Below are 22,245 nucleotides of genomic sequence, written 5' to 3' on the forward strand. Positions count from 1 at the left end.
CGTTCACGCCCAACCCCCTTGCCTGCGGCGGGTGCGCATCAGCAGCCAGAAGAAGAACGGGCTGCCCACGAGCGCCGTCAGCACCCCGAGCGGCAGCTCGGCTGGCTGCACCGCGGTGCGCGCCGCGAGGTCGGCGGCCAGCAGCACGAGCGCTCCCGCGAGCGCGCTGCCCGGCACCAGGAAGCGGTGCCCAGGGCCCGCCGCCATCCGCAGCAGGTGCGGGACCACGAGGCCGACGAACGTGATGACTCCGGCCACCGCGACCGCGGCGGCCGTGAGCAGGGCCACCACCAGGATCAGCGCGAGCCGCAGCCGTTCGACGTCCACGCCCAGATGGCGCGCGGGCCGCTCGCCGAGCGCCAGCAGGTCGAGGCGCCGGGCGTACGCCGGAGCGATCAGCAGCCCCGCGGCGGCGCACGGCAGCACCGCGAGCACCTTGGGCCAGGTCGCCTGGGACAGCGAGCCGAGCTGCCAGAAGGTGATCTGGGTGATCTGCGCGTTGTCGGCCAGGAACACAAACAGGCCGATCAGCGCGCCCGCGAAGGCGTTGACCGCGATGCCCGTGAGGATCAGCGTCACCACCTCGGTGCGCCCCCCGGCGCGCGACAGCGCATACACCACCACGACGGTCACAAGACCCGTCGCGAACGCGAAGACGGTGACGGTCCACGTGCCGAGGAACGTCCACCCGAACGCGATCGCCCCCACCGCCCCCACGGCCGCGCCCGAGGAGATGCCGATCACCCCGGGCTCGGCGAGCGGGTTGCCGAACACCCCCTGCATGAGCGCGCCCGCGCAGCCGAGCGACGCCCCCACGAGCAGCGCGAGCGCCACGCGCGGGAACCGCACGTCCCACAGCACGCTCTCGCCCACCCGGTCGAGCTCCGCGCCGCCGAGCCCCACCCGGTGCAGCACCGAGCCGAGCACGTCGCCCGGCGGGATCGGGTACGCGCCCGTCGCGGCCGAGACCAGGGCGAGCGCCGCGAGGGCCGCCGCGAGCCCGGCCGCGAGGAGGAAGGGCCGCCGCGCGGGGGCCCGTTCCCCCGCGTCCCGACCCGTCGGGCCCTTCGGGCCCGCCTCCCCCGCCTCACGCGTGGGCCTGGTGGCGGTGTTCACGCGCCGCCCCCGTGCAGCTGCGCGGCGAGCGAGGCGAGCACCTGGTCGGTGCGCGGGCCGTAGTTCAGCAGGACGCCGTCGTCGATGTGCGCGACGCGGCGGTCAAGACCCGCGGGGGTCTGCGCGATGCCGGGGATGTCGAGCAACCCGTCGACGCCGCCCACGGATTCGAGCCCCTTGGTCATGACCAGGATCACATCGGGCGCGGCGGCCGCCAGCGCCTCGCTCGTGATCGGCGTGAAGTCGCCCGTGAGCCCCGACTCCACGCCCGCGTCCAAGCCGCCCGCCGCCTCGATCAGCGACGTGGCCCCCGACTCGGGGCCGCCCAGCAGATAGACGGACGCGGAGCCGCGCAGATACAGGAACGCCACCCGAGGCCGTTCGCCGCCCTCGGGGATCCCGCCCCGAGCGGCCTCGATGCGCTCGGCGGTGCGCTCGGCCAGCTCCCCGCCCGCGGCCTCGACGCCGAGCGCCCCGGCCACCGCGTCGATGCGGGGCCCGATGTCGTCGAGGGACAGGGCGGGTTCGAGCACGAGCAGCGGAACGCCCGCCGCCCTGATCTGCTCGACGGCCTCATCGGGCCCCGTGGTGGACTCGGCGAGCACCACATCGGGGTGGAGCGACAGCACGCCCTCGGCCGAGACGTCGTGCCCGCGCGTGATCAGCGGGAGGTCGGCGGCCTGTTCGAACGTGGCCGTCACGTCGCGGGCCACCACCCGGTCGCCGAGCCCGAGGGAGTACACGATCTCGGAGAGCGACCCGGAGAGCGGCACGATCCGCTCGGCCGAGGCCACCGTCACCGTCTCGCCGTCGGCCGAGGCGACCGTGACAGGCAACGCGGGCTCGGGCGGCGGCCCTTCGAGCGGCTCCACCCGATCGGGCGGCGCCTGCGCCGAGTTGGCCGAGGCCCCGGGGCCATCGCCGCCGGACGACGAGCCGTCGGACCCGCCGCACGCGCCCAGCGCGAGCACGAGCGCGAGGACAAGCGCGAGGACAGGGCCAAGGGCAAGGGCGGGCGGCGGGGCGAGCGTTGCGAACGGGGGGCCTGTGCGTCTGAGCCGGTGCGCCACGTGCGTCCACCTCTCTCGGGGGGGTGCGGGCTGGGCCGCGGATGACTTAGGTTAGCCTAACCTCACTTATCCGCCCCGGGGTGACTGGGAGGACCCTAGGATGCTGCCCGCACCGCAGCGCAGACGCGCGCTGACCGGGATACTGACCGCGCTCGCCGTGCTGCTCCCGCCCGCCGCCGCCCAGGCCGCGCCCTCCGTCCAGGCCGCCCCCTCCGTCCAGGCTGCCCAGGAGCGGACGATCGCGGGCGGGCGCCTCGACTGGGGCATCAGGTCGTCGTTCCAGACCTATGTCACCGGGCCCATCGCGAACGGCAGTTGGACGCTGACCGGGGGCGCCGCGACGGTGGGCGAGAGCCAGTTCCGCTTTCACTCGGCGAGCGGCGACTACGACCAGGACACCGGCGCGTTCACCGCCGCATACGCCGGGGGCGTGCACTTCACCGGGCACCGCGATGAGGACGGCACCCATCAGCTCGACCTCACGATCAGCAACCCCACCGTCCGCGTCGAGGGCGGCTCCGGCACCCTCCACGCGGACATGCGCAGCCGCGACCGGGACACCGGGGCGTTCACCGAGTCCGCCCAGGTCCCGCTCGCCGACCTGGACTTCGGCGGCGTCGAGCTGCGCGGCGGCACCCGGCTCGCCGTCACGGGGATCCCCGCGACGCTCACCGCCGAGGGCGCCACGGCGTTCGCCGGGTACTACGTGGCGGGCGACGCGCTCGACCCGGTGACGCTCACCGCCGACACCGAGGAGCCCGCCGCGCCGGTGCCCGACGAGCCCGAGCCGTCGGACGAGCCGGACGACGAGGGCCAGGACGCGGAAGGGGAGCGGCAGATCGTGGACGCCGCCGTCGACTGGGGCGTGCGGCGCACCTATCGCGAGTACGTCACGGGGCCCGTCGCCGAGGGCGCGTGGGAGCTCGAAGGGGGCGCGCTGGACGGCGGTGCGCTCTTCCGCTTCCCCGAGGGCCGGGGCACCGTGGATCCCGGCGCTGGCACCGCCGAGGTCGCGTTCGCGGGCGGGGTGCGCTTCACCGGCACCGGGCTCGACCTGCGGCTCGACGGCGTCACCGTCACCGTGGCCGACGGCACGGGCACGCTGGCCGCCGATGTGACCGTGGAAGGGGCCACCGAACAGGACCAGCCGCTGGTCACGTTCGAGGCGGGCCCCGGCGAGCCGGAGAGCGGTCTGCTGCTGCTGAGCGAGGTGCCCACCGAGCTGACGGAGCGCGGTGCCTCCGCGTTCGGCGACCTCTACGCGCCCGGCACCGCCATGGACCCGCTCACCCTCGCCATCGCCGTGGAGGAGGGCGCCGAGCTGCCCGCCCTGCCCGACCTCGGCAGCGAGCCAGCCGCCGATGCGCCCCCGTCCGACGAGCCGTCCGACGATCCCGAGCCGACGCCCGCCGCCGCCGACGCCGGGGACGGCGGCGGCTCGTCGACCACCGCGCTGATCGCCACCGGGGCCGCCGCGCTCGGCGCCCTCGCGGTCGCCGCGTTCCTCCTGCGTCGCCGCGCCGCGCGCGCCGCGGGGCCCACCCCCACCACCGAGGAAGAAACCCCATCCACCCCCTCCCCATCGAACGAGGAGTCCGACCCGTCATGACTGCCCTCAGATCCCGCACGCTCACCCGCGGCGGCCTGCTGCTCGCCACGGCCACCGCGACCGCGCTGGCCCTCACCGCCCCCGTCACCCCGGCGTTCGCCCAGGAGGGCCCGGGCCAGCAGGCCATCGGCCTCACCGACGGCACGCTCGACTGGGGCGTCAAGGAGTCGTTCCGCCGCTACATCACCGGGCCGATCGCGCACGGAAGCGCCACCGCGGCGGACGGCGCCGAGGCCACGGAGAGCGGTTTCCGCTTCACCGGGGGCACCGGCTCCTACGACCTCGCGACGCACGCCGTGGACACGGAGTTCGACGGCAGCGTCCACTTCGTCGGCCACGGCGGGCTGCTCGACCTGAAGCTGTCCGCGCCCCGGGTGGTGACGGAGGGCACCGAGGGCACGCTGGTCACCGATGTCACCATCGCGGGGGAGACCACGGAGGGCGTGGAGTTCGCCGAGCTCGACCTGACCGGCGTCGCGCCGGGTTCGGGCGAGGGCGGGGCGCTGGTGTTCGCGGACATCCCTGCCACGCTCACGGCCGAAGGCGCCGAGGCGTTCTCGTACAACGGCACCCCGATGTACGCCGAGGGCACCGCGCTCGACCCGGCGACCCTGACGGTGACCCCCGAGACCCCGGGTGGCGAGGACCCGGGTGGCGAGGACCCGGGTGGCGAGGACCCGGGCGGGAACGACCCCGGGGGGAACGAGGAGCCGCTGGGGTCGGTCCACGACGGCACGCTCGACTGGGGCGTGAAGGAGTCGTTCCGCTCCTATGTGACCGGGCCCATCGCGAACGGCGAGGTCGAGCTCACCGGTGGCGCGACCGAGATCGCCGACGGCTACCGCTTCCCCGGCGCCACCGGCGCGTATGTCGCCGAAACGCCCGCCCTGGACGCCGAGTTCGACGGCGCGGTCCGCTTCACGGGCCACGAAGGCGCGCTCGACCTGTCGTTCTCAGGGCTGGCCGTGGACATCGAAGGCGCGGAGGGCGCGCTGATCGCCGATGTGTCGTCCAAGGACCGCGAGACCGGCGAGGTCTCCGCGTACCAGGACGTTGTCGTCGCCGAACTCGACGTTCCCGAAGGGGCGTTGACCCCCGATGGCGACGTGATCACCCTGGAGGCGGTGCCCGCGGCGCTCACCGCGGACGGCGCCGAGGCGTTCGCGGGCTTCTATGCCGAGGGCGAGGCGCTCGACCCGGTCACCGTGACCGTCGCCCTGACCGAGGACGCCGACCTCCCGGCCAACCCCGCCGACCCGGACGGCTCGGGCGACGACACCCCTGGCGGCCCCGCGCCCCAGGGCGGCGCGGCGGGCGGCGCGCTCGCCGCGACCGGCGGCGGGAGCGACACCGCGGCCCTGCTCGGCGCCGCCGCGGCCCTCGCCGCCGCGGGGGGCGCGGCGATCCACCTCGCGCGCCGCCGCACCACCACCCACACCCCGTAACGCAACGCACCGCGCGCCGCGGCGCGGTCACGGATCCGACGGCTCCGTCCGGTCCGCGACCGCCCGCAGCGCCGCGGCGAACGCCTGGACCGGCAGCGCCGCGGGCGGCCTGCCGTAGATCGCGAGCGACACACACCGCCGGTCCTCGGGCAGCCGGTCGGCCCGCACCCCGGGGTGCCGGTGCGCCCGCAGCGCGAGCCCCGGAAGCACCCCGACCCCGAGCCCGGCCGCGACAAGCGCCTGCACGGCCACGTAGTCGTCCGTCTCGAACGTGATCCGCGGCGCGAACCCCGCCCGCGCGCACAGCGCCGACAGGTGCGTCCTGCACCGCTCGCACCCCGCGATCCAGTTCTCGCCCCCGAACGTCGCCAGCGAGGTCATGGGCCCCTCCCACCGCGCGCCCCCTGGCGTCACCACATACATCGGCTCGTGCAGCAGCGGCGTCACCGTGGTGTTGCGCCGGTCGCCCGGCAGCGGCTCGTCGTGGTCGAAGATCAGCGCCGCGTCCACCTCGGCGCTCCGCAGCGCGGCCAGCGCCTCGGGCGGCTCCGCCTCGCTCAGCGCCAGCTCGACCCCCGGATGGTCCCCCGCGAGCAGCGCCGCGGCCGCGGGAACGAGCGTGGCGAGCGCCGAGGGGAAGGCCGCGAGCCGCACACGCCCCGTCGCGAGCCCCGCGTGCGCCGCCAGCTCCGCCTGCGCCGCCTTGACCTGGCCCAGGATCTCCTCGGCCCGCGCCGCGAGCAGCCGCCCCGCGTCCGTCAGCACGATCCCGCGCCCCGCCCGGCGCACCAGCACCACGCCCGCCTCGGCCTCCAGCTTCGCCAGGTGGTGGCTCACCGACGGCTGGGCGTAGTGCAGCGCCTCGGCCGCCGCGGTGACCGAGCCCTCCCGCGCCACCGCGACCAGCACCCTCAGCCGCGTGAGATCCAGCATGGCCGCGAGCGTAACCCCCACCCATAGGCGGCGTCGATGGGTTCAGAGAAGACCGGCATTGGATCTATCGATCCAGGTCATGGCACGGTACAGACATGTCAACGCCGCGACGCCCCACCATCACCGACGCGCTGCGCGCCCGCCGCCTCCTCGCCGCCCACCTGCCGCCCACCCCGATGTGGTCCTATCCCCTGCTCGACGCCACCGCGGGGGCGACCGTCCTGGTCAAGCACGAGAACGTCCAGCCCACCGGCGCGTTCAAGGTGCGCGGCGGCCTGACGCTGCTGGCCGGGATGGACGAGGCCGAGCGCGCCAGGGGCGTCGTCGGGTACTCCACGGGCAACCACGCCCAGTCCCTCGCCTACGCCGCCGCCCGCTTCGGCGCGCCCTGCGCGATCGTGATGCCCGAGCGCCCCAACCCGGCCAAGGCGCACGCCGTTCGGGCTCTTGGTGCCGAGCTGATCGAGGCGGGCGCCGACCTGGGCGAGGCCGCCGAGCGCGCCGCCGCCCTCGCGGCGGAGCGCGGCATGCGGCTGGTCAGCCCGGCCGACGAGCCCGACCTGATCGCCGGGGTGGCCACCGCCTATCTGGAGGTGTTCGACCGCGAGCCGGGGCTCGACGCCCTGGTCGTCCCGGTCGGCGGCGGCAGCGGCGCGGCGGCGGCCTGCCTGGTTGCCGCCGCGCTTGCGCCGCGCTGCGAGGTGATCGCCGTCCAGGCGGCGGCCTCGCCCGCCGCCCACGACACGTGGCACGCGGGCGGCGCGCCCCTGACCCGCCCGAACCGCACGCGCGTCGAGGGACTTGCCACCGGGCGCGCCTTCGCGCTGACCCAGGAGCTGATGCGCGGCGGCCTCGCCGACTTCGTGCTGGTCGGCGACGACGACATCGCCGCCGCGCAGTGGGCGTTGATGCGCGACGCGCACACCCTCGCCGAGGGCGCGGGCGCCGCCGCCCTGGCCGCGGTGCTCACCAGGCCAGCCCGCTTCGCCGGGCGCAGGGTCGCGGTGATGTGCAGCGGCGGCAACGCCAGCGAGCACGAGATCCTGGCGTGCGGGCGCGGCCCCCGCGTCGCCCAGCGCACCGCGGGCTGACCCGGCGCCCTTCAGGGCGCCCGCGTCAGCAGTCGCAGCAGTCGCAGCAGTTGCAGCCGCAGTCGCAGGCGTTGTCGCGTCGCTTCCTCCACGTGTGCCGATCCCCGCCCCGGCCGCAGCGCGTGCGGGTGCCCCGGCCCTTCGACGGCTTCTCCCAGTGCCCGCCACCGCCCGAGGAAGGCCCACCGGCCGAGGCGAACGTCCGGCGCACCGCGTGCTCCAACTCGTCCGTCAGCAGCGCCCGCACCAGCCGGTCGTCGGTGAACTCCGCCTCGGCCAGCGCCAGTCGGACCCCGAGCACGGCGTCGTCGCACAGCCGCCGCGCCTCGGTCAGCGGGGTGCCCGTGGCGGTGAGGGGGTTCCAGGCGCCGTTCGCCCGGTCCTCCGCCTGGTCCTCCACCGCGTCGAGCAGGTGCGCGACGCGCCCGAAGAGGCGCCCGACCTCGGCGAGCGGCGCGACGTTGCCCGGGCGCTCCGCGAGGCGCGCGGTGTGCGCGATCGCCGCGGCCGTGGCCGTCTCGGTGGGCTCGGTGACCGTCAGCAGCGGGGTGCCGGGGCCCGCAAGGGACTCGATGCCCTGCTGCCGGTCCACCGCGTCGACCAGGACCGCCGTGTCGAAGCCGACGTCCGCGCCGCCGCGCGCCCCGGCCGCGTCCCAGCCCCTGGCGACCCGCCGCGCGGCGGTGGCCGCCGCCCTGCGCGCCAACAGCCCGTCGCCGTCCGCCACATGGTCGCGGATCTTCGCCGAGGCCAGCACGAGCGAGACGGCGGCGGCCAGGGTCGGCCCCTGCCCGCGCGCCACATCGGCCCGGCGCATCCCGCGCAAAGGGCAGGGTCCGGCGGTGCGCCGGGCCCCTTCGGTCCGCTCGGTCTGGGCTTCCAGGAGGACGGATATCAGCAGGCCGTCATAGTTCGTCGCCATGCGCGCGGCCTGCCCCTCGATGCCGCGCAACGCCAGGCAGAGGCCGCACAGATGGGCCATCCACTCCTGGCGCAGCCCTCCGGGCAGCCGGTGTTGGCACGGCCTGATGATCCCAAACAAGGCAAGCCCCCTGATTCCACTCTCGAACGATGGGGGCTCATGATGCCAGAAGCGCCTCGACCTCCCGCATCTGCGCCTCCGTCAGCGGCCCGAACGCCAGCGCGCCCGCGTTCTCCTCGGCCTGCGCGACCGTGCGGATGCCGGGGATCGGCACGGTGTGCGGGCCGCGCGCCCACAACCAGGCCAACGCCCCCTGCGCCGGTGTGCGCCCCCCGCTCGTGAGGATCGAGCGCACCGCGTCGAAGCGCGCCTGCCACGCGGCGGTGACCCGCCCGTTCTCGAAGAACGTCAGCCACTCGGGCGGCCTGGCGCGGATGTCGCCCGCGCCGAGCGTGGCCGTGCCGCTTGGCCCGTACTTGCCGGAGAGCGCGCCCATGGCGAGGGGGCCCCTGATGACCGCGCCGAGGTTCAGCTCGGCGCACAGCGTGAGCATGTCGGGGGCGTCCGCCAGGACGTTGCAGCTGACCTGGACGGTCGCGCAGTGCGGCCCCGCGGCGAACAGCCTGGCCCGCTCGGGGTCGTCGGTCGACCAGCCGTACGCCCTGATCAGCCCCTCGGCGACAAACTCCTCGCATACCTCCCTGAGCTCGGCCGCGGCGTCGAGCGGGCCGTCGTTGACATGGAACTGGTAGAGGTCAAGGCGGTCGGTGCCCAGCCGCCGCAGCGTGTCGGTGAGGGCGCGGCGGGCGTGCGCGGGCGTGACGTCGAACGCGCCCGAGCTGGTCCTGGTCGCCGGGTCGAACACGCTGCCCCACTTGGACGCCAGCAGCACCTCGTCACGCCGCCCCGCGACCGCGCGGCCCAGCACCTCCTCGCTGTGCCCCGTGCCGTAGACATCGGCGGTGTCGAAGAAGGTCACGCCCAGGTCGATGGCGCGCCTGATGGCGCGCACCGACTCGGCGTCGTCCACCGGGCCCCAGCCGAGCGGGCGGCCGTCGGCGGCGAACCACTCGCCGCCGATGGCCCAGCAGCCGAAGCCCAGCGCGCTGACCGGAATGCCGCTGCGCCCCAGCACGCGTGTCTGCGTCGTGTCGTTCATGCCGGGCACTCTGCCGTGTGGAGCGCACTCCACCGGAAGCCCCGCGGGGGCGCTCCCGCGGGGCTACAGCGCGAAGATGCCCCAGCCGAATCCCTCGGCGGCGACCCGCCCGTCCTCGACCCGCACCCCTTCGCCCTCCACGCGCCGCCCCGGGGCGATCGAGGGCGAGGACAGCACGAACTCGGCCGCGTCCCTGCGGGGGTTGATGACCACCAGGTAGCGCCCGCCGCGGGTGTAGACCAGCGGGTAGCCGGTGTGCAGCACGTCGACCGTCGTGTGGCTGCCCAGCTCGGGCGTGCTCTTGCGCAGCGCGATCAGGCGGCGCACCAGGTGCAGCAGCGAGCCCTCGTCGGCGCGCTGCTCGGCGACCGTGGGCCGGTCGGACGCCGGGTCGATCGGCAGGTAGAGCCGGTCGTGCGGGGCGGTGGAGAAGCCCGCGTTGGCCGAGGTGTCCCACTGCATCGGGGTGCGCGACCCGGCGCGGTTGTAGCGGGGGCCCAGGACGCTGCCCTCGTGGTCGTCGAGGTCGGGGATGTAGCGCATGCCGATCTCGTCGCCGTAGTAGATGGCGGGCAGCGTCGGCCAGGTCAGGTGGAACGCGAACGCCGCGGGCAGCTGCTCGGCGGTGCGGGGGCCGCAGGCCAGGCGGGAGAAGTCGTGGTTGGCGGTGGGCAGCGTGATGAAGCCGCAGTCGGAGGTGACCGCGTTCAGCGACTCCCACGCGGTGACGAACGTGCCCGCGGTGCCGCCGCCCTCGGCGTCGAAGTAGCAGTGGCGCTGCGTCCAGTGGTCGGCGACGGTGCCGTGGCCGTTGTTCCACAGGGAGCGCAGCGGCAGGCCGTCGGACGGGCCGCCGAACTGGAGGAGGAAGTCCGAGTGGAAGCCCGCGGGGACCGAGACGGCGGGGTCGCCCCACTCGGCGAGGAGCGCCGCCTCGGGGTGGGCGGCGTCCAGCCACCGGCGCAGCTCGGTCCACAGCTTCGAGGTCTCGGCCAGGTCGTGGTCGTCCTTGACGAGCGAGTGCGCCATGTCCACGCGGAACCCGGCGAGCCCGAGCCGCAGCCAGTGGTCCATGATCTCGCGCAGCGCGGCGCGGTTGGCGCGCGGCCCCTCGGCGTCCACGGGCTGGCGCCACGGCTCGGCCGGATCGGTGCGCGCATAGCCGAAGTTGAGGGCGGGCTGGCTGTCGAAGAAGTTGGGCAGATAGCCGCCTGGCCTGGTCCCAGGGGAGGGGACGAAGCGGTCGGGCAGCGGCGCGCCGTCCCCCGGCTCGGCCCAGATGTAACGGTGGTCGTCCGGGTGGTCGGCCGCGCGCCTGAACCACGCGTGCTGGTCGGACGTGTGACCCGCCACCAGGTCGAGCATCACCCGGATCCCGCGCCCCTTCGCCGCCTCGACGAGCGCGGCCAGGTCGTCGGCCGTGCCGTAGCGCGGAGCCACCGAGAGGTAGTCGGACACGTCGTAGCCCGCGTCGCGGAACGGCGAGGCGAAGCACGGGTTCAGCCAGACGGTGTTGACGCCCAACCACTCGAGGTGGTCGAGGCGCTCCGTGATGCCCGCGAAGTCGCCGATGCCGTCGCCGTCGGAGTCGGCGAAGCTCTGCGGATAGATCTGGTAAAGGACGGCGTCGGCCAGCCAGGAGGGCGTGGGGCGGCTGAAGGTTGGCATGGTGACGGGGGACCTTTCGTGGGGCGAAGAACGGGAGCGGCCCGGATCAGCCCTTCACGGCGCCCGCGGTCAGGCCCGAGACCACGGCGCGGCGGAAGACCAGGACGAGGAGGGCGATGGGCAGCACCGAGACCGTCGCCGCGGCGAAGATCGTTCCATAGGGCACCGTGAACTGGCTGCCGAACAGCGCGAGACCCACCGGCATCGTCCGGTACCGGTCCGCGGTGTTGAGCGTCAGCGCGATCAGGAACTCGGTCCAGCAGGCGGTGAACGTGAAGATCGCCGCGGTGAACATCCCTGGCCTGGCCTGCGGCAGGATCACCGTCAGCACGGTGCGCACCGGCGAGGCGCCGTCCACCCACGCGACCTCCTCCATCTCCTTCGGGATCCCCAGGAAGAAGTTCCGCAGGATCCAGACCGCGAACGGCACATTGAGGGCCGTGTAGACGATGATCAGCCCTTGATAGCTGTTGAGCCAGCCGACGTCGCGCATCAGCAGAAACAGCGGCGCCGCCAGGGCGATGGTCGGGAAGAGCGAGATCATCAGCAGCGCCACCATGATCGGCGCCTTGCCGCGCAGCGGCAACCGTGCCAGCGCGTACCCCGCGAACGAGCTGAGGCTGAGCACCAGGACCGTGGCGATCACGGACACCAGCACGGAGTTGAGCAGATAGGTGCCGAAGTTGTTGTCGGAGAACGCCTCGCTGTAGTTCTCCCACGTGGGGTGGTCGGCGAAGACGGTCGGGGGGTTGGCGCCGATCTCGTCCTTCCCCTTGAACGAGGAGACCGCCATCCAGTACAGCGGCGCCGCCACGAGCAGCGCGATGACCAGCGCCGCGAGATGGACCCAGGTGAAGCGGACGCGACGCGCGCGCTCGACGATGCGGCTCATGCCGTGGTCTCCTCGTCGGCGACCCGGGCCTTGAACGCGCGCAGGAAGAGCAGGCAGCCGACGAGCACGAGCAGCGCCGTGCTCGCCGCCACGGCCGCGCCCGGCCCGAAGTCGAGGTTGGTGAACATCACATGCCAGCCGAGCAGGGCCATCGACTCCGTCGCGTCGCCAGGGCCTCCGCCCGTCAGCACGAACGGCAGGTCGAAGATGCCGAACGCCTGGAGGATGCGGAAGAGCACCGCGATGGTCAACGCGGGCCGCAGCAGCGGAAGCCGCACCTTCCAGAACGCCGTCCACGCCCCCGCGCCGTCCACCTTCGCCGCCTCGTTGACGTCGTCGGGCAGCATCATCAGCCCGGCAAGCACGATGATCGCGACAAAGGGCGTGGTCTTCCACACGTCCGCGACCGCCATCGAGATGATGGCGGGGAATCGGGTCCCGAGGAACTGCACCGGATGCCCGGTGATCCCCTCGGAGATGCTGGTGAGGACGCCGTACACGCCGTTGTACATGTACGCCCACAGCTGCGCCGAGACGACCGTGATCATCGCCCAGGGCAGCAGCAGCAGCGCCATCATCCAGCCGCGGCCGGGGCCGCCGAGCCGTTCGAGCACCAGCGCGATGATCGTGCCGAGGATCAGCTCGGCCAGCACGGTCCCGATCGTGTACAGGACGGTGAAGATCAACGCGTGCCACCAGCGCCCCGAGCGCAGCAGCAGCCCGTAGTGCTCCCCGGTGAAGCCCGAGAGGTGGAAGCCGCCCGCGGACACCTCCACATGGCTCAGGCTCATCGCGACCGAGTAGGCGATCGGGAAGAGGGTCACCGCGAGCACGACAAAGAGCGCCGGGGTCGCGAAGCCCCAGCCGAGCCGCGCGAAGCGGCGTTCGAGCACGGTGCGCTCCACCCGGCCGAGCCTGGGCACGCGGTTGCGCTTGCGCGGCGGCGGCCCGCTGGCCGTCGCCGCGCCCTTGGCCGACGGGCGCCCCTTCGCCGCCCGCTCGCGCCTGCCGCGCCCGTACGCGACCGTGTGCCCGTCGTCCCCGTCGGACGGCTGTTCGGCCCGGGGGACGCCCTCCGGGGGAGTGTCACTCATAGGGCGTTGTGCTCCAATGCGCGCTGGATGTCGTCGGAGGCCGAGCGCAGCGCGGTGACCGGGGTGGTGGACCCGGCGAGGGCGCCGTTGACATTGGTGAAGATGCCGTTGCTGACCTGCGGGTACCTGGGGGTGCCGGCGGGCCTGGTGACCAGTTGCGCGTCGGCGGCCAGGGCCAGCACGGGGTTCTTCTCGTGCAGCTCCTCGTCGTCGAGCACGTCGGTGGCCGTCGGCAGCACCCCGTTCTCGGCGAGGATGCGCTGCGCCTCGTTCCCGGTCATCCACTCGATGAAGGCCAGCACCGCGCCGATCGCCTCGCTGTGCGGGTTGACCATGAGGTTCCAGCCGCCCAACGCGCCCTTGCCCGGGCCCTTCTCGCCCTCGAACGTCGGCAACTCGGCGACGCCCACCTTGCCGACCACGCTCGAGGTGTCGGGGTTGTCGGACTCGGCCAGGCCGTGCGACCAGTTGCGGTGGAACGCGGCGTCGCCCTCCACGAACGTCTGGAGCGACTGCGGCTCCTGGAAGCTGGTGTTGGCCGAGGGGGCGACCCCGTCGGTGATCATCCCGCGCATGAACTCCACGACGCGCCGGTTCTCCGGGGAGTCGATGGCCGCGTCGTGCTCCCCTTTGGTGACGCTGCGGCCGCCCGCCGCGGCGGACAGCTCGGTGAAGTTGACCGTCAGGCCCTCGTAGTTGGCCCACTGCGCCACATAGCCGTACCGCACGTCCCCGCCGTCCTGGAGGCGTTTGGCGGCGTCCCGCAGCTCCTCCCAGGTCTTGGGCACGTCGATGCCGTGCTTCTCCAGGAGGTCCTTGCGGTAGTACAGGAACCCCTGGTCGCTGTAGAGGGGCGCGGCGACGTGGTTGCCCTCGTGCTCGGTGACCCGGGCGCGCTGGTCGGTGTAGCGGTCCCAGAAGTCGTCGGGCAGGTGCTCGTCCAGCGGCATGGCGAGGCGCGCCGCGCCGAACTGGGCGGGCCAGATGACATCGCCGTTGAAGACGTCGATGCTCCCCGAGCCCCCCGTGATTTCGGTGGTCAGGGTGGCCCGCATGGTGTCGGTGTTGTTCGGTGCCGGCTGGTACTTCACCGAGATGTCCGGGTGCTTCTTCTCGAACGCGTCGATGAGCTTCTGCGGCAGGCCCTCGGGGCCGAAGTTGATGGCGTACCAGGTGATGGAGCCCTTCGCCGGGCCCACGTCCTTCGGATCGACCGATGCGGTGCCGACACTGGAGCCGCAGGCGGTCGCGGCCAGCAGGACGGGAACGGCGCAGAACACCACCGCTCTGCGGATGGACGTACCCAGGGCGTACTCCTTATGGATGGCCGCGTACTGGGTGTCAGCGTCCCGTGCCCGCCCCCTCAGACGAAGCGGAAAACGCGCTTATCGGAAATATTCACCGAAATGGGGCAGGTCGGCGTCAGGGCAGCGTGAGGATCTCCGCGCCGTCGTCCGTCACCACGAGCGTGTGCTCGAACTGCGCGGTCCTCCTGCGGTCCTTGGTGACCACCGTCCAGTTGTCCGCCCACATGTCCCACTCGTGGGTGCCGAGCGTCAGCATGGGCTCGATCGTGAACGTCATCCCCGGCACCAGCTCGGTCGTCGCCGTCGGGTCGTCGAAGTGGGGGATGATCAGGCCCGAGTGGAACGCGGTGTTGATGCCGTGGCCCGTGAAGTCGCGCACCACGCCGTAGCCGAAGCGGGCGGCGTACGCCTCGATGACCCGGCCGATGACGTTGATCCGCCGCCCGGGGCGCACCGCCTTGATCGCCCGGCTCAGCGCCTGGCTGGTCCGCTCGACCAGCAGCCGCGACTCCTCGTCCACCGCGTCCTCGCCCCCGACGAGATAGGTGGCGTTGGTGTCCCCGTGCACGCCGCCGACGAACGCGGTCACGTCGAGGTTCACGATGTCCCCGGCGTTGAGGACCGTGGAGTCGGGGATGCCGTGGCAGATCACCTCGTTCACCGAGGTGCACAGCGACTTGGGGAAGCCACGGTAGCCGAGCGTCGAGGGGTAGGCGCCGTGGTCGCACAGGTAGGCGTGCGCCACCTCGTCGAGCCGGTCCGTCGTCACGCCTGGCGCGATGTGGGACGCCGCCTCGGCCATGGCCCGCGCGGCGATCCGCCCGGCCACCCGCATCCGCTCGACCGTCTCCGCGTCCTGCACGTCGGGCCCGGTGTAGCGGGCAGGGGCCTTGCGGCCGACGTACTCGGGGCGCCGGATGGCCGAAGGCACCGTGCGCTGCGGGGAGATCCTGCCGGGAACGAGAAGCGACTGACCAGACATGCGGGTGAGTTTAAGGCCGGGCAGGATGAGGGCATGGCTGCACTCTTCCGGCGCAAGGCGTCGGGGCGACCCGGCGAGTGGTACTACTGCCTGCGGCACCGCACGGTCGAGGAGGGCCCCGACTGCCCGGGCAAGGATCGCTTCGGGCCCTATGCCACCAGGGCCGAGGCGGAGCGTGCCATGGAGACCGCCCACGAGCGCGACGCCGCCTGGCGCCACGACCCGCGCTGGAACGACCGCGACGAGGCGGACCGGGACGGCGACGAGGACTGAGCCGGGGCCTCGGGCGGGGGTCAGCGCGGGCAGTGGCAAGATTCAGGCATGACTTCACAGACGCCCGCCGCGAAGGACCCCTGGGATCTGCCCGATGTCTCGGGGTTCGCCGTCGGCGTCCTCGGCGGCACGGGAGACCAGGGCAGGGGACTCGCCTACCGGCTGGCCGTCGCGGGCCTGCGGGTGACCATCGGATCGAGGGCCGCCGAGCGCGCCGCGGCCGCCGCCGAGGAGATCGGCCACGGCGTCAGAGGGCTGGACAACGCCACCTGCGCGCGCGAGAGCGACATCGTGATCGTGGCCGTGCCCTGGGAGGGCCACGCCGCGACCCTCACCTCGCTCCGCGACGAGCTCGCGGGCAAGCTCGTCGTGGACTGCGTCAACCCCCTGGGCTTCGACAAGAAGGGCCCCCACCCGCTGGTCCCCGACGAGGGCAGCGCCGCCGAGCAGGCTGCCGCCCTGCTGCCCGAGTCCCGCGTCACCGCCGCGTTTCACCACCTGTCCGCGGTGCTGCTCCAGGACCCGGCCGTTGAGAAGATCGAGACCGATGTGATGGTCCTCGGCGAGGACCGCGCCGACTGCGCCACCGTGCAGGCCCTGGCCGGTCTCATCCCCGGGATGCGCGGCATCTACTCGGGGCGGCTGCGCAACGCCCACCAGGTCGAGGCCCTGACCGCCAACCTCATCGCGGTCAACCGCCGTTACAAGACCCACGCGGGGGTCAGGCTCACCGGCCTGTGACCCGCGCGCCCCGAACGACCACCACGGAGACCTTCGGCCATGCCATCCCCCTCGCCCACCCAGCAGCGCCGCCTGGCCCTCTACGCCCTCGCGCTGTGCGCGCTCACGATCGTCGCCGCGGTGATCTCGTTCGCCTCGGGGAACTGGCTGGGCATCGTCTGGGTGCTGATGACCGGGCTGTCGTCGAACATGGCCTGGTACTACCATCGCCGCGCCAAGCGCGACGGCGCCACGGGGCGGGCCCGCCCGACGGCCTGAGGCCGCGCGGACGGGCCCGCCCCGGCCGGTCGGGATCAGTGGAAGCTGTGCTCGTCGGCCGGATACGCGCCGCCCACCACGTCGTCGGCGAACGCGCGCGCCGCGTCGCCCAGCGCCTCACGCAGCCGCCCGTACTGCTTGACGAACCGCGGCACCCGGCCGCCGGGCCACTCGGTCATCCCCGCCATGTCCGTCCACACCAGCACCTGGGCGTCGCACTCCCCGCCCGAGCCGATGCCGACCGTCGGGATGTGCAGCCCCCGGGTGACCTCGGCGGCGAGCTCGGCCGTCACCAGCTCGAGCACCACCGCGAACGCGCCCGCGTCCTGCACCGCCTTGGCGTCCCGCAGCAGCTGCTGCGCCGCCTCCTCGCCGCGCCCCTGCACCGGGTGGCCGCCGTAGGCGTGGACCGACTGCGGCGTCAGGCCCACATGCGCCATCACGGGGATCCCGGACTCGACGAGCAGCCGGATCTGGTCGGCGGACCGCTCGCCGCCCTCCAGCTTCACCGCGCCGACGCCCGCCTCCTTGACCAGGTGGGTCGCGCTGCGCAACGCCTGCACCGCGCCCTCCTGGTACGAGCCGAACGGCAGGTCGCCCACGATCAGCGCCCGCCGCGTGCCACGCACCACCGCGCCCGCCAGCATCGTCATCTGCTCGAGCGTGACCGGCACCGTGCTGTCGTAGCCGAGGTGGGCGTTCCCCATGGAGTCGCCCACCAGCATCACCGGGATGCCCGCCTCGTCGAAGACGGAGGCGGTCATCGCGTCATAGGCGGTCAGCATCGGCCACTTCTCGCCGCGCCGCTTGGCCGCCGCTATGTCCCTGACCGTGATCCGACGGCTGCTCGTGCCGCCGTAGAGCCCCGGTGTGGCAGGCTTCTGCCCTGTCATCGCGCTGGTCATAGCGCTGCTCCTGTTCGTCGTCTCGAAGCGCCGTCGAACGGCGTCCCCGGATCACCTCCCATGGTGGCACCGACGCCGCGCACCCGGAAAGAGGGTGCTGATATAACGGAACCTCGCGCGCTCCCGTGACCGTCTTGAGATCAGACGTGTGTCCGGGTCGACCGAGAGGGACCCGGTGCGGAGCGCGAGGTCAGCGAGGGCGGCGGATGGCACCTGTGTACACCCCTCAGACGCGCCCCGACGAGGGCTCGGAAGGCGAGGGCCCCGGCGGTGAGGGCCCAGGCGGCTCCGGCGAGAGCCCCGGCCGCCCAGGCGGCTCGGGAGGCGGCGGCGACCGGGAGCGGCCCCGCTGGCGGGACGCCACGGGGCGCTGGCGCCGCGGCTGGGTGGTCGCGGCCATCGCCCTGCTGCTCGCCCTGATCATGCTGGCGCACTCCAAGGTGCCCAACACCATCGGCAACCTCGGCAGCCTCCTCCAGACGTTCCTGCCCTGGCTCGGCCTGCCCGTGCCGGTGCTCATCGGCTGCGCGGTCGTGCGCCGCTCCGCGACCGCGCTGGTCGCGGTGCTCGTGCCGGTGCTCGTGTGGTTCAACCTCTTCGGCGGCCTCGTGCTCGACAAGACGGGCTCGGGCGGCGCCCTCATGGTCGTCAGCCACAACGTCGACGCCGGGAACGCCGACCCCGAGGCCACCGCGAGGCAGCTCGGCGGCACGGGCGCCGACCTCATCGCCCTCCAGGAGCTGCCGCAGAGCTCCGTGGACGCCTACGAGGAGGCGCTGGCCGCCACGCACCCCCACCACACCGTGCAGGGCACGGTCGGGCTGTGGAGCCGCCACCCGCTGAGCGACACCGCGCCCGTGGACATCGGCATGGGCTGGACGCGCGCGATGCGGACCACCGTGGCCACGCCCGACGGCACCGTCGCCGCGTATGTGGCCCATCTCCCCTCGGTGCGCGTGCAGTTCCGCGCGGGGTTCACCGCGGGGCAGCGCGACGACGCGGCCGACCTGCTGGGGCAGGCCATCGCCGCCGAGCCGGTCGAGCGGGCCGTCCTGCTCGGCGACCTCAACGGGACGATGAACGACGGCGCGCTGGCCCCGTTGACCTCGCAGCTGCGCTCCACGCAGGGCGCGGCGGGCGCCGGGTTCGGCTTCAGCTGGCCCGCGGGGTTCCCGATGGCGCGGATCGACCAGATCCTGGTGCGCGAGCTCGAGCCCGTCTCCTCCTGGACCCTGCCCGCCACCGGCAGCGACCACCTGCCCGTCGCGGCCCGCGTCGACCTCTGAGGGCTCCTTTTCCGGTTTGGCCGGGAACGTCTTACTTTTGAGAGAGACGTTCCGGAAACGACCGGATGGAGGGGAGGAGCGATGGCCCGCACGCGCTACGTGCCCGACCGGGGGCTCACCCGCCGCATGGCGCTGACGATGTTCCTGATCGGGCTGCTCTACGTCGTCTTCGTCGGCGTGCTGATCGCCGCGCTCGGCAAGGCGTGGCCGCTGATCATCCTGCTGGTGGGCGGCCTGTTCGTGGCGCAGTTCTGGTTCAGCGACCGGATCGCCGCGTTCAGCATGGGCGCGCGCGAGGTCACCCCCGAGCAGGCGCCCGAGCTGCACGGGGCCGTGGACCGGCTGTGCGCGCTCGCCGACATGCCCAAGCCGCGCGTGGCCATCGCCGACTCCGACGTGCCCAACGCCTTCGCCACGGGCCGCAGCCAGAAGAAGTCGCTGGTGTGCGCCACCACCGGGCTGCTGCGCCGCCTTGAGCCCGACGAGCTGGAGGGCGTCCTCGCGCACGAGCTGTCGCACGTCGCCCACCGCGACGTGGCCGTGATGACGATCGCGGCGTTCCTCGGCGTGCTGGCCGGGCTGATCACCCGGGTGGCCCTGTGGACCGGGCTGTTCGGCCGGGGCGCGCGGAACAATCAGAATGTGTTTCTGCTGCTGATCCCCCTGATCAGCGCCGTCGTCTATGTGATCAGCTTCCTGCTGACCCGGCTGCTGTCCCGCTACCGCGAGCTGTCGGCCGACCGGGCCGGAGCCCTGCTCACCGGGCGCCCTTCGGCGCTGGCCTCCGCGCTGACCAAGGTCTCGGGCCAGATGGGCCGCATCCCGACACGCGACCTGCGCAGGGCCGAGCCGTTCAACGCGTTCTTCTTCGCCCCCGCGCTGGCGTCCAACGGCGGGCTCGGGCGGCTGCTGTCCTCGCACCCCACGCTCGAGCAGCGCCTCGACCGGCTCGGGCGGCTGTCCGCCGAGCTCGGGCGGTGAGCCCCGCATGGGCTTCCTCGACGCGATCCTCGGCCGCCGCAAGCCGGTGCGCCCGGACCTCGACCAGCTCTTCGCGGTCCCCTCGGCGGCCGTGACGCTTGAGGCGGGCGCGGGCTTCCGGCCGACCGGGCGCGGCTCGGTCTGCTTCGCCTCCGTCGAGGGCGGCGCGTTCGCCCGGGTGCGCGACGAGGTCCGCGAGCTGCTCGACGCCGACGCGGCGCCAGGGCATGGCGTGCCCGTGGAGTTCAGCCAGGACACCTACGGCTACACATGGCTGCTCGCCACCCACGCCCCCGAGGACATCGGCGCGCTGGTCAACGACCTGCACGCGGTCAACACCCTGCTCACCGAGGGCGGCTTCGGGCCCCAGCTGCTGTGCTCGCTCACGGGATTCGAGCGCGAGGGAGCGCCGCTCGCGCTGGTGTACCTCTACAAGCGCGGCACGTTCTACCCCTTCGCGCCCGTGCCTGGCGCCATCGAGCGCCGGGAGGTCGGCGTCGAGCTCCAGGTGCGCGCCCTGATCGAGAACGACCTGCGGGTCGAGCCCGAGCTGGCCCGCTGGTTCCCCGTGTGGGGCGCGCCCGGGCTGTGAGGCGGCCGGGCCGCGCGGCTACTCGCGCCAGCGGTTGGTGAGCGGCAGCCTGCGGTCCTTGCCGAAGACCTTCGCGGAGATCTTGGTCCCCGGCGGGTACTGCCGCCGCTTGTACTCGGCGGTGTCGACCATCCGCAGGATCCGGGTGACCAGCTCGGGCGGGTGCCCGGCCGCGATGATCTCCGCGCGCCCCTGGTCGCGGTCCACATAGAGCGTGAGAACGGCGTCGAGCTCGTCGTAGTCGGGCAGCGAGTCGGTGTCCACCTGGCCGGGGCGCAGCTCGGCGCTCGGCGGCTTGGCGATCGAGTTCTCCGGGATGGGCGGGGTCTCGCCGCGCCGCCTGGCCGCCTCGTTCCGCCAGCGCGCCAGCCGGTAGACGCCCGTCTTGTACACGTCCTTGATCGGTGCGTACGCCCCCACCGAGTCGCCGTAGAGCGTGGAGTACCCGACGGCCAGCTCGCTCTTGTTGCCCGGGGCGAGCACGATGTGCCCGTCCTGGTTGGAGACGGCCATCAGGAGCGTGCCGCGCAGCCGCGACTGAAGGTTCTCCTCGGCGAGCCCGGTCAGCTCGACGGCCGCCATGTAGGCGTCGAACATCGGGCCCACGGCCACGGTGCACAGGTCGAGGCCCGTGCGCCTGGCCAGCTCGGCGGCGTCGTCGCGCGAGTGCTCCGACGAGTACGCCGACGGCATCGACAGGCCGAACACGTGCTCAGGGCCGAGCGCGTCGCACGCGATCGCCGCGCACAGCGCCGAGTCGATGCCGCCGGAGAGGCCGATCAGGACCGAGCGGAAGCCGTTCTTCCTGACATACGCCCGCACGCCCGCGACCAGCGCCTGGTACATCTCCTCGGTGTCGTCGAGGCGTTCGGCCTCGCCGCCGGTGTGCTCGGCGGGGTAGGGCGCCACCGGCTCGGCCGAGAGCGTCACATGGTCCACCACCAGGCCGTCCTCGACCCGCCCCGACGGCGGCTCGGGGGCCGCGGCCGGCAGGTCGAGGTCGAGCAGGACGCACTCCTCGGCGAACTGCGGCCCGCGGGCGATCACATCGCCCTCCCGGTCCACCACGAGCGTGTCGCCGTCGAAGACCAGCTCGTCCTGGCCGCCGACCATCGCGAGATACGCCAGCGTGCAGCCCGCCTCGCGCGCTCGCTTGCGCACCAGGTCGAGGCGCGTGTCGTCCTTGTGTACCTCGTAGGGCGAGGCGTTGATCACCAGCAGCAGCCCGGCCCCCGCCGCGCGCGCCGCGGGGACCCGGCCGCCGTCCTGCCACAGGTCCTCGCAGATGGCGAGGGCCACGTCGACGCCGCCGACCCGCACCACGGGCAGCGTGTCGCCCGGCACGAAGTAGCGGAACTCGTCGAACACGCCGTAGTTGGGCAGGTGGTGCTTGGCGAACGTCAGCGCCACCTCGCCGCGGTGGAGCACCGCGCCCGCGTTGCGCGGGGCGCCAGCGGGCTGGCCGACGCTCTCCTCAAGCCGCTCGGCCGCCCGGTCCAGATAGCCGACCACGACCGGCACATCGCCAAGACCCTCGTCGGCGAGGCGCGCCGCCAGGCGCGCAAGCTCGGTCCTGCTCGCGGAGACGAACGACGCCCGCAGCGCCAGATCCTCCACCGGGTAGCCGGTCAGCATCATCTCGGGGAACGCCACCAGGTGCGCGCCGCGCTCGACGCCGTGCCGGGTCCAGCGCAGCACGGCGTCGGCGTTGCCGGAGAGGTCGCCGACGGTCGAGTCGATCTGATTCAGGGCGATACGTAGCTGTGGCACGCGCCCGAGTCTAATCGTCTGATTGACATTATGGCGGCGCGGGGCGCGCGTGAACCGGCCCGATCGACATCGCCGCCCGGCATATTCGGCCAGGATGCGGCGCCCTGGGTTGCCCGAGGGCGCGCGAGGGCAGAGCTACCGCAGGTCGCCA

21 protein-coding genes are annotated in these 22,245 nt (G+C 73.4%); 9 read left to right on the top strand and 12 right to left on the bottom strand.

All coding sequences use genetic code 11. The features are described from left to right. Positions 1-3 precede the first annotated feature (3 nt). Entirely contained in the window at positions 4-1,116 is a 1,113-nt protein-coding gene (locus DEH69_RS17690; protein WP_113687951.1) for an iron ABC transporter permease, read from the bottom strand. Next, a complete protein-coding gene (locus tag DEH69_RS17695; protein ID WP_258534749.1) occupies positions 1,113-2,087 on the bottom strand; it encodes a hemin ABC transporter substrate-binding protein in 975 nt (324 codons plus the stop codon). Before DEH69_RS17695 ends, DEH69_RS17690 begins: the two co-directional genes overlap by 4 nt. A gap of 199 nt (positions 2,088-2,286) precedes the next feature. On the opposite strand from DEH69_RS17695, the gene DEH69_RS17700 reads away from it, so the two are divergent. Continuing rightward, positions 2,287-3,795, top strand: a complete 1,509-nt coding sequence (locus DEH69_RS17700; RefSeq protein ID WP_113687953.1) for an HtaA domain-containing protein — start codon at positions 2,287-2,289, stop codon at positions 3,793-3,795. Further along, on the top strand, positions 3,792-5,240 hold the full coding sequence (locus DEH69_RS17705) for an HtaA domain-containing protein (RefSeq protein ID WP_113687954.1): 1,449 nt from the start codon (positions 3,792-3,794) through the stop codon (positions 5,238-5,240). The genes DEH69_RS17700 and DEH69_RS17705 overlap by 4 nt, the downstream gene beginning before the upstream one ends. A 27-nt stretch (positions 5,241-5,267) precedes the next feature. Here DEH69_RS17705 and DEH69_RS17710 read toward each other — a convergent pair whose 3' ends face one another. Next, positions 5,268-6,173 (bottom strand): LysR family transcriptional regulator, encoded by a 906-nt coding sequence (locus DEH69_RS17710; protein ID WP_113687955.1) that lies wholly within the window; start codon positions 6,171-6,173, stop codon positions 5,268-5,270. A gap of 95 nt (positions 6,174-6,268) precedes the next feature. Between DEH69_RS17710 and DEH69_RS17715 the strand changes: the two genes are divergently transcribed. Beyond that, positions 6,269-7,264: a threonine/serine dehydratase gene (locus DEH69_RS17715; RefSeq protein ID WP_113687956.1), complete on the top strand. Its 996-nt coding sequence runs from the start codon at positions 6,269-6,271 to the stop codon at positions 7,262-7,264. Between the two features lie 25 nt (positions 7,265-7,289). Here the strand turns inward: DEH69_RS17715 and DEH69_RS17720 are convergent, their stop codons facing one another. The 7 genes from DEH69_RS17720 to map all read right to left on the bottom strand — a co-directional run bounded on the left by DEH69_RS17720 (position 7,290) and on the right by map (position 15,288). Then, positions 7,290-8,306 (bottom strand): DUF5685 family protein, encoded by a 1,017-nt coding sequence (locus DEH69_RS17720; RefSeq protein WP_113687957.1) that lies wholly within the window; start codon positions 8,304-8,306, stop codon positions 7,290-7,292. Between the two features lie 37 nt (positions 8,307-8,343). Continuing rightward, positions 8,344-9,345 (bottom strand): aldo/keto reductase, encoded by a 1,002-nt coding sequence (locus tag DEH69_RS17725; RefSeq protein ID WP_113687958.1) that lies wholly within the window; start codon positions 9,343-9,345, stop codon positions 8,344-8,346. A gap of 63 nt (positions 9,346-9,408) precedes the next feature. Then, positions 9,409-11,013 carry an alpha-amylase family glycosyl hydrolase gene (locus DEH69_RS17730; RefSeq protein WP_113687959.1) on the bottom strand — a complete coding sequence of 535 codons (1,605 nt, stop codon included), beginning with the start codon at positions 11,011-11,013 and terminating at the stop codon, positions 9,409-9,411. A 46-nt stretch (positions 11,014-11,059) separates the two neighbouring features. Then, a complete protein-coding gene (locus DEH69_RS17735) occupies positions 11,060-11,905 on the bottom strand; it encodes a carbohydrate ABC transporter permease (RefSeq protein WP_113687960.1) in 846 nt (281 codons plus the stop codon). Next, positions 11,902-12,999: a carbohydrate ABC transporter permease gene (locus tag DEH69_RS17740; RefSeq protein WP_113687961.1), complete on the bottom strand. Its 1,098-nt coding sequence runs from the start codon at positions 12,997-12,999 to the stop codon at positions 11,902-11,904. The genes DEH69_RS17735 and DEH69_RS17740 overlap by 4 nt, the downstream gene beginning before the upstream one ends. Then, positions 12,996-14,282, bottom strand: a complete 1,287-nt coding sequence (locus DEH69_RS17745) for an ABC transporter substrate-binding protein (RefSeq protein WP_181727479.1) — start codon at positions 14,280-14,282, stop codon at positions 12,996-12,998. The genes DEH69_RS17740 and DEH69_RS17745 overlap by 4 nt, the downstream gene beginning before the upstream one ends. Positions 14,283-14,421: 139 nt before the next feature. Next, a complete protein-coding gene (map, locus tag DEH69_RS17750) occupies positions 14,422-15,288 on the bottom strand; it encodes a type I methionyl aminopeptidase (protein ID WP_113687963.1) in 867 nt (288 codons plus the stop codon). Between the two features lie 33 nt (positions 15,289-15,321). On the opposite strand from map, the gene DEH69_RS17755 reads away from it, so the two are divergent. From DEH69_RS17755 to DEH69_RS17765, 3 genes are read left to right on the top strand one after another with little or no spacing between them, the layout of a single operon-like run. Then, the gene (locus tag DEH69_RS17755) at positions 15,322-15,561 is read left to right on the top strand and encodes a hypothetical protein (protein ID WP_113687964.1); all 240 of its coding nucleotides are present in this window, start codon (positions 15,322-15,324) and stop codon (positions 15,559-15,561) included. A gap of 48 nt (positions 15,562-15,609) precedes the next feature. Beyond that, the gene (gene npdG, locus DEH69_RS17760) at positions 15,610-16,302 is read left to right on the top strand and encodes an NADPH-dependent F420 reductase (protein WP_113687965.1); all 693 of its coding nucleotides are present in this window, start codon (positions 15,610-15,612) and stop codon (positions 16,300-16,302) included. Between the two features lie 39 nt (positions 16,303-16,341). After that, complete coding sequence (locus DEH69_RS17765; RefSeq protein WP_113687966.1) at positions 16,342-16,560, top strand: hypothetical protein; 219 nt, start codon at positions 16,342-16,344, stop codon at positions 16,558-16,560. Between the two features lie 35 nt (positions 16,561-16,595). Here DEH69_RS17765 and panB read toward each other — a convergent pair whose 3' ends face one another. Beyond that, complete coding sequence (panB, locus tag DEH69_RS17770) at positions 16,596-17,465, bottom strand: 3-methyl-2-oxobutanoate hydroxymethyltransferase (RefSeq protein WP_113687967.1); 870 nt, start codon at positions 17,463-17,465, stop codon at positions 16,596-16,598. Positions 17,466-17,671: 206 nt separating this feature from the next. Here panB and DEH69_RS17775 point away from each other — a divergent pair, with 206 nt between their 5' ends. The 3 genes from DEH69_RS17775 to DEH69_RS17785 all read left to right on the top strand — a co-directional run bounded on the left by DEH69_RS17775 (position 17,672) and on the right by DEH69_RS17785 (position 20,324). Next, positions 17,672-18,751, top strand: a complete 1,080-nt coding sequence (locus DEH69_RS17775) for an endonuclease/exonuclease/phosphatase family protein (protein ID WP_113687968.1) — start codon at positions 17,672-17,674, stop codon at positions 18,749-18,751. 81 nt (positions 18,752-18,832) lie between these two features. Beyond that, the gene (htpX, locus tag DEH69_RS17780; RefSeq protein WP_113687969.1) at positions 18,833-19,732 is read left to right on the top strand and encodes a zinc metalloprotease HtpX; all 900 of its coding nucleotides are present in this window, start codon (positions 18,833-18,835) and stop codon (positions 19,730-19,732) included. Between the two features lie 7 nt (positions 19,733-19,739). Further along, on the top strand, positions 19,740-20,324 hold the full coding sequence (locus DEH69_RS17785; protein WP_113687970.1) for a hypothetical protein: 585 nt from the start codon (positions 19,740-19,742) through the stop codon (positions 20,322-20,324). 18 nt (positions 20,325-20,342) lie between these two features. On the opposite strand, the gene DEH69_RS17790 is transcribed toward DEH69_RS17785, so the two are convergent. Next, entirely contained in the window at positions 20,343-22,094 is a 1,752-nt protein-coding gene (locus DEH69_RS17790) for an NAD+ synthase (RefSeq protein WP_113687971.1), read from the bottom strand. Positions 22,095-22,245 lie beyond the last annotated feature (151 nt).

It is taken from the genome of Streptomyces sp. PT12 (assembly GCF_003311645.1).
Lineage (GTDB): Bacteria > Actinomycetota > Actinomycetes > Streptomycetales > Streptomycetaceae > Streptomyces.

Coding starts and splice junctions, on each gene's coding strand:
- DEH69_RS17700 (WP_113687953.1), top strand. CDS start 2,287: ATGCTGCCCGCACCGCAGCGCAGACGCGCGCTGACCGGGATACTGACC.
- DEH69_RS17705 (WP_113687954.1), top strand. CDS start 3,792: ATGACTGCCCTCAGATCCCGCACGCTCACCCGCGGCGGCCTGCTGCTC.
- DEH69_RS17710 (WP_113687955.1), bottom strand. CDS start 6,173: ATGCTGGATCTCACGCGGCTGAGGGTGCTGGTCGCGGTGGCGCGGGAG.
- DEH69_RS17715 (WP_113687956.1), top strand. CDS start 6,269: ATGTCAACGCCGCGACGCCCCACCATCACCGACGCGCTGCGCGCCCGC.
- DEH69_RS17725 (WP_113687958.1), bottom strand. CDS start 9,345: ATGAACGACACGACGCAGACACGCGTGCTGGGGCGCAGCGGCATTCCG.
- DEH69_RS17730 (WP_113687959.1), bottom strand. CDS start 11,013: ATGCCAACCTTCAGCCGCCCCACGCCCTCCTGGCTGGCCGACGCCGTC.
- DEH69_RS17735 (WP_113687960.1), bottom strand. CDS start 11,905: ATGAGCCGCATCGTCGAGCGCGCGCGTCGCGTCCGCTTCACCTGGGTC.
- DEH69_RS17740 (WP_113687961.1), bottom strand. CDS start 12,999: ATGAGTGACACTCCCCCGGAGGGCGTCCCCCGGGCCGAACAGCCGTCC.
- map (WP_113687963.1), bottom strand. CDS start 15,288: ATGTCTGGTCAGTCGCTTCTCGTTCCCGGCAGGATCTCCCCGCAGCGC.
- DEH69_RS17755 (WP_113687964.1), top strand. CDS start 15,322: ATGGCTGCACTCTTCCGGCGCAAGGCGTCGGGGCGACCCGGCGAGTGG.
- npdG (WP_113687965.1), top strand. CDS start 15,610: ATGACTTCACAGACGCCCGCCGCGAAGGACCCCTGGGATCTGCCCGAT.
- DEH69_RS17765 (WP_113687966.1), top strand. CDS start 16,342: ATGCCATCCCCCTCGCCCACCCAGCAGCGCCGCCTGGCCCTCTACGCC.
- panB (WP_113687967.1), bottom strand. CDS start 17,465: ATGACCAGCGCGATGACAGGGCAGAAGCCTGCCACACCGGGGCTCTAC.
- DEH69_RS17775 (WP_113687968.1), top strand. CDS start 17,672: ATGGCACCTGTGTACACCCCTCAGACGCGCCCCGACGAGGGCTCGGAA.
- htpX (WP_113687969.1), top strand. CDS start 18,833: ATGGCCCGCACGCGCTACGTGCCCGACCGGGGGCTCACCCGCCGCATG.
- DEH69_RS17785 (WP_113687970.1), top strand. CDS start 19,740: ATGGGCTTCCTCGACGCGATCCTCGGCCGCCGCAAGCCGGTGCGCCCG.